We start from the raw sequence: 9,228 nt of genomic DNA, 5'->3' as shown, positions 1-9,228 counted from the left end.
GATGCGGGGCCAACTCGCACGTCCGGTTCGGGAGGGCGGCGTGGAGAAACGGGCCGGGAGGAATCCCGGAACCGCGCTCCGCGCCGACCCCACCATGACCTCGCCTTGGTCGACGAGGCCGGCGAGCTGCTGGCCAAGCGCCGGATCAGCGACGACGCGGCCGGCTACCGCCTGCTGCTGGACCTGCTCGCTGAGCACGGCGACAGTCCAGAGGAGCCCATCCCGGTCGCCATCGAGACCGGTCGGGGCCTGCTCGTGGCTGCCCTGCGTACGGGCACCCGGAAGGTGTTCGCGATCAACCCGCTCGCCGCGTCCCGCTACCGCGACCGCCACGGCGTCTCGCGCAAGAAGTCCGATCCGGGCGACGCCCTGGTCCTGGCGAACATCCTCCGGACCGACATGGCCATGCACCGCCCCCTGCCGGCCGACTCCGATCAGGGCCGGGCCGTCACTGTCCTGGCCCGTGCCCAGCAGGACGCCGTCTGGAACCGCCAACAGCTTGGCAACCAGATCCGCTCCCTCCTGCGCGAGTACTACCCCGCCGCGCTGGCCGCCTTCCAAAGCAGGCCCGGAGGCCTGGCCCGGCCGGACGCCCGCGCCGTCCTCTCAGCCGCTCCCACCCCTGCCAGGGCAGCCAGGCTCTCGCTCGCCCAGCTGCGGGCCGCTCTCAAGCGCGGCGGCAGACAGCGGGGCATCGACGCCGAGGCCGAGCGACTGCGCGACATCCTGCGGGCCGACCACGCCCACCAGCCGCAAGCCGTCGAGGACGCCTTCGGCCACCAACTCCTCGCCCTGCCAAGCAGTTCGACTCTGCCTGCCAGGCAAGCGACGACCTGTCCCAGGCTACGGAGACAGCCTTCCGCGAGCACCCGGACGCCGAGATACTCCTCAGTTTCCCCGGCCTCGGCCCCCAGCTCGGCGCCCGCGTCCTGGCGGAGATCGGCGACGACCGCAAACGCTTCGCCGACGACCGCGGCCTCAAGGCCTACGCCGGCTCCGCACCCATCACCCGCGCCTCCGGTAAGAAGCACCACGTCGGCAGGCGCATGGTGAAGAACAACCGGCTCATGCACGCGGGCTTCCTCTGGGCCTTCTCCTCACTCCAGGCATCGCCCGGAGCAGACGCCCACTACCGCCGCCGACGCGAACACGGAGACTGGCACGCCGCCGCCCAACGCAACCTCCTGAACCGCATGCTCGGCCAACTCCACCACTGCCTGCAACACCGGATCCACTTCGACGAAGAACGTGCCTTCACCACGCCCCTCACGTCATCAACCACAGCTGCCGCTTGACTCCTTAGCTCACTGAGATGTCTATCGGGACACGGCCCTGCCCGGCGGCAGCAAGTACCGCCCCAGGCAGTGACCGACAGATCAAACTTAAGGCACAAGGCCAGTCATAGCGCGAGTCAGGCCACCGCCCGGAGCGGCACCTGAACATCCTCACAGTCGTAGCGGGTGGCCAGGGCCTTGTTGTGCTTGAGCTTGTTGAAGCAGCGCTCGACGACGTTGCGGCGCCGGTAGGCCACCCGGTCAAGGCGGCAGCGGCTCTCGCCTCGCCGGATGCGGCTGGTGATCTGATCGATTCGCTCCGGGATCGCGGCCTTGGCATCCGTGTACGGCGGCCAACTACGGGCGCTGGATCGTCCCGTCCGCCGAGATGTGGGCGGCGTGCGAGCCGAAGTCCTCCTCCGACACGCTGGAGACGAGGTCGATTGCCTCGCCGCCCGGCTCCGGCGTGCCGGGCTCCACGATCTGGGTCGGACACAGGCGCCCGGACACGTAGGTGCCGTCGGCACGGAGGGTGACTTGCAGCGCGCCGCTGGTTGAGAGGATGCCGCCGAGGCCGAGCACCTTGTAGCCGGTGAAGTTGCCCAGGCTGTAGGCGATCAGTCTGCCCTTGTAGAACTCCATTCCCCGTATCACGTGTGGGCCGCTGCCCACGACGAGGTCGGCACCGGCGTCGATCACCGCACGGCTGAAGCGGTAGCTGTCGCCGCGGTTCTCGCCGAGGAAGTACTCGGTGCCGGGTTCTACATGGGTGCGGTCCGAGCCCTCCGCGCCGGCGTGCATCGTGACGATCACGATGTCCGCCATCTTGGCGGCGCGGGCGGTGAGTCGCTTTGCGGCAGGGATGTTCGTGAGGTCGTTTGCACCTCGGTCGGGAGCGAACCCGATCAGTGCGACCCGGATGCCGTGTACCTGCTGGATGGTGATCTGACCCAGTCGGCCGGTGAACGGCAGGTTCACGGAGCGCAGCGCGGCGAACGTATCGCGCCGTCCCTCCGCCCCGAAGTCGTCGATGTGATTGTTCGCCACGTTCATGGCCGTGAACCCGGCCTTCTTGAGCCAGCGGCTGTAGGACGGCGGGGCGTGGAACGCAAAGCAGTTCGGGCCGTCGATGTAGTCGCACTTGCTGGAGCCGCCGGTGGTGAGCGTGCCCTCCAGGTTCCCGAGCACCACATCACCGGCGAGCAGGTCGTCGACAGGGGCGAAGAACGAGGCGCCGCCATCCGGCGGCAGGTCGTCCGGCAGCGAGCCCATCACGATGTCGCCCACGGCAGCGATCCGCGCGTTGCCTGTAGGGCGCGGCGCCGCCGGTGCGCCGCCGGCCGCCGTGACCCCGGTCGTCCGTAGGGGGGCCTGGACGGAGCCGATGGAGGCTGCGCCCTCGGAGCCGACACGGAACACGAACGCCGCCACGACCACCACACCGGTCCCGACCACGCCGAGGGCGAACAGGCGGTGGCAGCGAACCGCCTTCTGCCGCTCGCGCCGCTGCTGAGGACACTGTCCGCCGGACGTGATCATCGGCTCATGCTACGAAGCAGGCACCCATCCTTCACGCAGGGCCATCCACCGGCGTGTTCCCGACGCCGCTCCCGTTCGCGCCCAACGCCGTTCGCGCCGCCTCGCGGCACCGGCCACGAGCCGAGCGGGCGGGCGCAGTGTCCGGCGACGCGGCATCCCAACCGGTCCCGCAGACAACGTGGGCGACAAGACGACGGTACTCGGCGACCTTCGACGGCACCTGCTGCGGGTCCGGCACGAACCGGCCCAAGTACCGCACACTCGTCATCTGGACCGCGAACCTTATCTTCAGTCGCAGAGCGGGATACGGCTCTGACCTGGGCGGTTGCGTGATGCCCGGTGTCGGCGACGGACCGGGTCAGCAGGGGCCGATGGTCTTCGCCGACCGCTGACGGGGCCTGCTGGTTTCACCCGAAGCGGTGACCGCGGCAGCCCGCTGCTGGCCGAGCGCGCGAGCGAGCTGGTCCCTCAGTTCGCGCACCTCCGCTTCCAGCTGGCGGTTGCGGGCCGTCGCTGCCTCCAGCCGTCGCAGCAGGGAGGCGTCCGATGCGCGTTGCTGGACGGGGACTTGGGATGGCGAAGGTGCTGGACCGTGTCGTTCGCGCAGGCGGCTGATCTCGGCCCGCAGGTCGGGCTGGGCGTAGAGCCAGGACCGTGAGACGCCGGCCTCGCGGGCGACCGCGTCGAAGGAGACGGGTTGCCCGGCGGCGTCCATGCGCCGCAGGGCGGCGATGGCCCGTTCCCGGGTCGCCGTGGCCCGCTGGCGGGCGGCGGCGATGATGTGCGGGGAGTTGTCAGCCCGCATCGGCGGCCTCCTGTGTGCCGTCGGCTTCCAGTTCGGTGATCATCCGGTCGAGGTTGGCCGCGACCTGCTCGTTCATCTCGGCCACGCGTTGGTGGCCGCAGCCGTTGGCGTTGTCGATGAGCGTCAGCGTCCGCCGGTGCTGGGCCTTGAGCTCGGGCAGGAACTCCGGTCCGGTGAGGAAGACCGGGCAGGTCAGACAGGCGTTGGCATGCGGACAGCTCTTCTGAACGGGCAGCCCGCAGTAGCCGTTGGGGAGGGTCTGGGTGGAGAGGCCGTAGCGGGTCTTGGCCCACTCGGCCTGGGCCAGCGGCCCCTCGGGGTCCAGTGTGACGCGCTCACCCCGGATGTTGACCTTGGTGGCGGCCTCCCAGCGGCGGCGGACGGTCTGGTCGGTGATCCGCGCGTAGTGGGCCGTCATCTGGTGGGAGTCGTGGTCGAGCAGGACGCGGACCACCTCCTGTGGGACGTCGCGGTTGATCAGCCTGGTGGCGAAGGTGTGCCGCCACTGGTGCGGGGTGAGGTGGACGGGCTGCCCGTTCTCGTCGCGGACGTCGCACTGGGCGAGCCAGCGCTTGAGCATCTGCCGGTAGGTGTCCGGGGAGAAGTGCCGGGTCCCGTCAGCGTTGCCCTTCAGACGGGGAAGAGGTGGGGGTTGCCGTCCGTCCAGCGCTGAAGGACGCGCTGCTGCTGGGCCCGGATCTCGGCCTCGATCTCTTCGTCGATGGGGACGGCGGCCTCCCGGCCCATCTTGTTGTTGAAGTAGCGCAGGTAGGGGGCGCGTTGGCCGTCGTGAAGCAGGCAGTCGAACCGGATGGTGCAGGCGTCGGAGACCCGCAGGCCGCAGCGGATCAGGATGAGAGTGATCAGCCGGGCGGCGGAATCCGTCCACCGGTCGAGGTTCGTCGGCTGTTCGACCTGGGTCATGATGTGCTCGGCCAGGTGGCGGGCGAGCCGTGTGCGGCGCCGAAGGTCGGTCAGCCAGGCCAGGTAGCGCTCCAGCAGGGCCCGGTCGACGTCGGCCAGGCCACGGACGACGGTGGGGCCGACGGCGGTGAGGAACTCGCTGAACCGGGTCAGGGCCTGCATGTAGCCGGTGACCGTGCTGACGTTCAGGCCAGCCGACAGCCTCAGCCGGATCCACCGCTTCGCCAGCACCCGCAGCCAGGGCTGGGTGATGTGGTCGAAGTGCAGCTCGCTGCGGGGACGGGGTCGGCTGGCGCTGCGGTTGAGCCCGGTCAGCTTGCCCAGCCGCCATACATCCCGGGCGTACTCGACCTCCCAGCCGGTGCCGTCGCGCAGCGTCTCGAACGCGTCTCTGGCATAGAGGAGGAACACCGCGACACGCTTGTCGTAGCCGCCAGACCCGCAACGCTGGTAGGGGCCGAGGACCCGCTGCCACCGCTCGGCGGAGTAGTCCAGCAGGGACGCGACGTGCTCCTCGCGGGCCCAGCGGATGGCGGCCGCGATCATTCGGGCCGGTGCGGTGACGGTCTGCTCGTCGCGGCGGGTCTGGACCGCGTACTGGAACTCCAGCCTGAGCTGTGGTGCCAGGCCGCGGAAGTCCACTCGGGGCAGGCCGAAGGACTGGCACTCGGCGATGAAGTCATCGACGGGTGGCTGCCCGTGCTGGCGCCACCGGTTGTGATGGCTGTTGCAGAACGCGTTCGACGCGTTCCCCACCCACAGGCTGCAAGTGGGCAGGGTGCGGTCGGTGCGGTCGGTGCCCGGCAGCGGCGGCGCGGAGGCCGCCCAGGCGGCGGGATCGGGTCTGCCGGAGCGGGACCATTTGTCGCGGTGCCGCGAGCACAGTCCCTTGCCGGCGGCGCCGAACCGGCAGCCCGGAACGGTGCAGTGTGTGAGCTCGCCCAGGCCCCGAAGCGGAGGGCCAGGGTCGGCGAGGAACACCGCGAGGTCAGGGCGACCGTCCCGGCGCCAGCGCTGGGCATGGCCGGTGCATAGGCCCTGCTCGTGGGCGGCGCGGTTGCAGCCCGAGACCGGGCAGCGCTTCCAGCCCAGCACCGGGTCGTCGGCGTCGGGAAACAGCATCTCGACGCGGAACTCCGGGCGGACGGCTGCCAGCAGCTTCTCCAGCAGCCCGGACCGGCCGAGCGGGCCCGTGGGCACGGGCGCGACGGTCACAGCCGCACCTCCCGGCCGGTGAACCAGCCTGCCGCTTCCAGCGTCCGGCGGGCGTCCTCGACGGTGAGGTGCCCGTACGTATCCATCGTGGTGGTGATCGAGGCGTGTCCGAGGAGTTCCTTCACGCTCTCCATGCCGGCGCCCTTGCGCAGCAGCCAGGTGGCATAAGTGTGCCGGAACTGGTGCGGTTCGAAGTCGATGCCGGTTCGGCGGCGCAGCCGTTCCACCAGGTCATAGACGGCGGAGTAGGTGAGCGGGCGGCCGTGTGGGCGGCCCCAGAGGTTGACGAACACGTAGTCCGAGTCGAGGGCGCCGTACTCGCGGTTGAGGTAGTCGGCATACAGCCGCATCAGCTCCGCGCTGGCCGGGACGCTCCGCGAGCGGCCGGCTTTGGCCCGCACTCGGTTGGCGTTCGGGCGCGGGATGACGCTCACCTGCCGCTCGGCCAGTGCGATGTCCTCGTGCCGCAGGCCCAAAGCTTCGCCGACCCGCAGTCCGGTGTCCAGCAGCAGCGCGAACAGCAGTCGGTCCCGCAGATGCTCACACCCGTCCAGCACCGCCTGGGCGTCCTCGGCAGACAGCACGACAGGCCGCCGCCGCGGCTGCCGCAGCCGGATGGTGCGGGCCTTCTGCGGACGGCTCTTGGTGATGTGCTCCAGGAACGGCTTGTAGGAGCTGCCGCGGCCAAGGCGGCCAGCGGGCCGCATCGTCACCATCAGCTCGCCGAGCGGCACCCCGTGGCGGGCGTGGAACTCACAGAACGACGACAACGCGGCAAGCTTGCGGTTCACGCTGGACTCCGCGCAGTGGTGATCCGCCGTGGGCAGCACCGCGACCTTCCCGCTCCGGGCCTGCGGCGGCAACCGCAGCCAGCCCACGAACCCGGCGACGTCCTCCAGCGTCACCGACCGCCAGTCCAGCCCCCTCCCGGCCAGGTAGACGAACCAGTCCTTCAGATCGTGGGCGTACGCCTTGACCGTGTTCGGTGACTTCTCGCCCCAGGCCAGGTAGGCCAGGTAGCGCTCGATCGGCGCGACCGGAACGTGGTCATCCCCGAGCACCGTCCACGACTCGGCCTCCGAGTCCGGCATCAGCACGCGCTGTACCCGCATGAAACCTCCCGCTCATCCGTGGTGGATGACGGAAGGTAATCCCATCCAGGACAGGCCGAAGGGGCCTTCACTCGTACGTGCTGGACGTGATGGACAGGGTCTCAGCGACTCCAGATAACGAACCCAAGCCGGTTGTAGGCACGCCGTTTGGCCTGCGCCTTCTCCAGATTCCGAGTTATCCCGGAAGAAATACCGCTCCAGCTCTGCACGAGACGACGCTCCGTTGAACGCCGGGCGGGAACGATGGTCACCGCTGCCGCCCTCGGTCATGCTGGACCCCTGCGCCGAGCCTTCCGGGAGTGAACCGCATGTCCGAGCCCCGTCCGAAGTTCGCCGTCCTCGGAGCGGGCAGCATCGGCTGCCATCTCGGCGGCAGCCTTGCCGCAGCCGGCGCCGACGTCACCCTGATCGGCCGGCCGGCGGCGATGGACGTACTGCGGGACAAAGGCCTGACGCTCAGCGACTCGCTCCGCCCGCCCCGTCATCTGCCGCCCGGCCGGCCGGCCGTCGCCACCACACCCGACGCCGCCACCGAGGCGGACTATGTACTGGTCACCGTGAAGACCGCAGCCACCGAAGCCGCCGCCCGGGAGCTGGCCGCTCACCTCAAGCCCGGCGCGGTCGTCGTCAGCTTCCAGAACGGGCTGCACAATGCGGCAACTCTCCGCGCCGCCCTCCCGGCAGCCCGGGTGCTGGCCGCCATGGTCCCCTACAACGTGCTCCAGTCCGAACCGGGCACCGTGCACCAGGGGATGCCGGGCACCCTGATGGTGGAAGACGCCCCGGAGGCGGCCACGCTGATCCGCGCCTGCACGGCAGCGGGCCTGGCCATCGAGGCGCGCAGCGACATCGCTGAAGTGCAGCACGCCAAGCTGCTGATGAACCTCAACAACGCCATCAACGCACTCTCCGGCCTGCCGCTGCGCACACAGCTGGCGCAGCGCCCCTACCGGCTCTGCCTCGCGATGTGCCACCAGGAGGCACTCGCCGCCTACCGCGCCGCAGGCATCCGCCCCGCCCGGCTCGGTCCGACACCGGCCTGGCTCACCCCGCACGTACTGCGCCTGCCGGACGCCCTGTTCCGCACGGTGGCGGCCTCGACGCTGCGCATCGACGCGCACGCCCGCTCCTCGATGTGGGAAGACCTGCAGCGCGGCAGACCGACGGAGATCGACACGCTGCAGGGGGAGATCGTCGCGCTGGCCGCACGGCACGCTCTGCAGGCGCCGGCGAACAGCCGCCTGGTGACCCTGGTCAAGGAGGCAGAGGCCGCGCACGCCGGGGCGGCCAAGAACTGGACGGCGCACGAACTGCTGGCCGAGCTCCAGACAGCGCCGCGGTCCTGACGGGATCTCCGCCTCGGCGGCGCGGTCGAAGCAGCCGCGGGCTGCCACCCGGGATCCTTGCGCCGCGAGGCGGACCACTCAGTCGCACCGGCTTGAGCCGACGCATGCCCGGCTTCCTTCGGTCGGGACGACCGGGGAAGCCGGGCAGCCCGGCGCGCGCACGCGCCGGGCTGCGGTGGGGCGATGAGCCGATGAGTGCAGCTTCCCGCGTCCCGATTCCCGGGCAAGGCCGTTGAAGACTGCGTGTATGACCTCCGGCTGCGCATCAGCCACAGCTGCGACCTGGGGTGTCTTCTCGTACCGGGTGCCCCGACCCGCCGCGCCGTGACCGAGCGTGTCGGTCAGCGGGTGACGACGTTGTGCGCCGGGACGATCTGCGGCTCGCCGTCGCCATGGCCCAGATCGGAGAGGATCGGCTGGAGGATCTTCGAGAAGTTCTCGAGCGCCTCCTCGGACTCCCACACGTCGACGACCCGCCACCCGCCGTCGACGGGCCCGGCCACGTGGGAGATCAGTCCGGGGGCGGGAATGTCGGCGAGCGAGGTGAACTCGCCGCCGTCGGTCAGGCGGTTGATACAGGCGTCGTAGAGCTCCTGACCGACGCCCGGAATCTCGAATGTGACGATGATGGCCATGTCGTCCCCCACTGCTCGCTCACTGTGTGCAGCGATCGCTTCGGTCGGCGCGATCCCCCCTCATGCCTACCCGTCAGCTGTCGGCGCGTCGACGCCTTGTGGGGGCCGGGAGGAGTGAGCTGAGGCGCGCCGGAAGGTCCCGCGCCCCTGGTGAGCCGACTGCCACCCGGCGCGCGCCGCTTCCGCCGCCGGTCACAGGTCAGCGACGAGGCGGTCGCCGGCGTGTTCGCGTTGATGGGCACGTTGGCTCGGGAGGAGCCGGGGAGCCTGGGGTTCTACGACGGGAGGCCTATTCACGGAGGTCTCGGCTCGCTGTACTTGATCGTGAGGGCGGCCCTGCTCGGTAGCGTGACGTTTGCGAGGACGTCAGTTTTCCAC

At 70.2% G+C, this 9,228-nt stretch carries 8 protein-coding genes and 1 pseudogene; 3 read left to right on the top strand and 6 right to left on the bottom strand.

The features are described 5' to 3' along the window. The first annotated feature begins 105 nt into the window (after positions 1-105). Positions 106-1,295, top strand: a pseudogene (locus tag ACIRU3_RS46765) (IS110 family transposase). A 336-nt stretch (positions 1,296-1,631) separates the two neighbouring features. On the opposite strand, the gene ACIRU3_RS46760 reads toward ACIRU3_RS46765, so the two are convergent. The 5 genes from ACIRU3_RS46760 to ACIRU3_RS46740 form a co-directional block, all read right to left on the bottom strand. Beyond that, entirely contained in the window at positions 1,632-2,813 is a 1,182-nt protein-coding gene (locus ACIRU3_RS46760; RefSeq protein WP_404070428.1) for a CapA family protein, read from the bottom strand. A gap of 358 nt (positions 2,814-3,171) precedes the next feature. Continuing rightward, on the bottom strand, positions 3,172-3,618 hold the full coding sequence (locus ACIRU3_RS46755) for a DUF6262 family protein (protein WP_404070426.1): 447 nt from the start codon (positions 3,616-3,618) through the stop codon (positions 3,172-3,174). Further along, the gene (locus ACIRU3_RS46750; protein WP_404070424.1) at positions 3,608-4,198 is read right to left on the bottom strand and encodes a tyrosine-type recombinase/integrase; all 591 of its coding nucleotides are present in this window, start codon (positions 4,196-4,198) and stop codon (positions 3,608-3,610) included. The genes ACIRU3_RS46755 and ACIRU3_RS46750 overlap by 11 nt, the downstream gene beginning before the upstream one ends. A 50-nt stretch (positions 4,199-4,248) precedes the next feature. After that, a complete protein-coding gene (locus tag ACIRU3_RS46745) occupies positions 4,249-5,757 on the bottom strand; it encodes a hypothetical protein (protein ID WP_404070422.1) in 1,509 nt (502 codons plus the stop codon). After that, complete coding sequence (locus ACIRU3_RS46740; RefSeq protein ID WP_404070420.1) at positions 5,754-6,869, bottom strand: tyrosine-type recombinase/integrase; 1,116 nt, start codon at positions 6,867-6,869, stop codon at positions 5,754-5,756. Before ACIRU3_RS46740 ends, ACIRU3_RS46745 begins: the two co-directional genes overlap by 4 nt. Before the next feature lie 308 nt (positions 6,870-7,177). Between ACIRU3_RS46740 and ACIRU3_RS46735 the strand changes: the two genes are divergently transcribed. Continuing rightward, positions 7,178-8,215, top strand: a complete 1,038-nt coding sequence (locus tag ACIRU3_RS46735) for a 2-dehydropantoate 2-reductase (protein WP_404070418.1) — start codon at positions 7,178-7,180, stop codon at positions 8,213-8,215. Between the two features lie 341 nt (positions 8,216-8,556). On the opposite strand, the gene ACIRU3_RS46730 is transcribed toward ACIRU3_RS46735, so the two are convergent. Then, positions 8,557-8,850: a hypothetical protein gene (locus tag ACIRU3_RS46730; RefSeq protein WP_404070416.1), complete on the bottom strand. Its 294-nt coding sequence runs from the start codon at positions 8,848-8,850 to the stop codon at positions 8,557-8,559. A 150-nt stretch (positions 8,851-9,000) separates the two neighbouring features. Between ACIRU3_RS46730 and ACIRU3_RS46725 the strand changes: the two genes are divergently transcribed. Further along, positions 9,001-9,228: hypothetical protein (locus tag ACIRU3_RS46725; RefSeq protein WP_404070414.1), on the top strand; the 228-nt coding region annotated here is incomplete at its 3' end.

This window comes from Streptomyces sp. NPDC101151, assembly GCF_044768335.1.
Classification (GTDB): domain Bacteria; phylum Actinomycetota; class Actinomycetes; order Streptomycetales; family Streptomycetaceae; genus Streptomyces.
The sequence above is the reverse complement of the archived record's forward strand: the minus strand, read 5'-3'. Positions and strand labels throughout refer to the sequence as shown.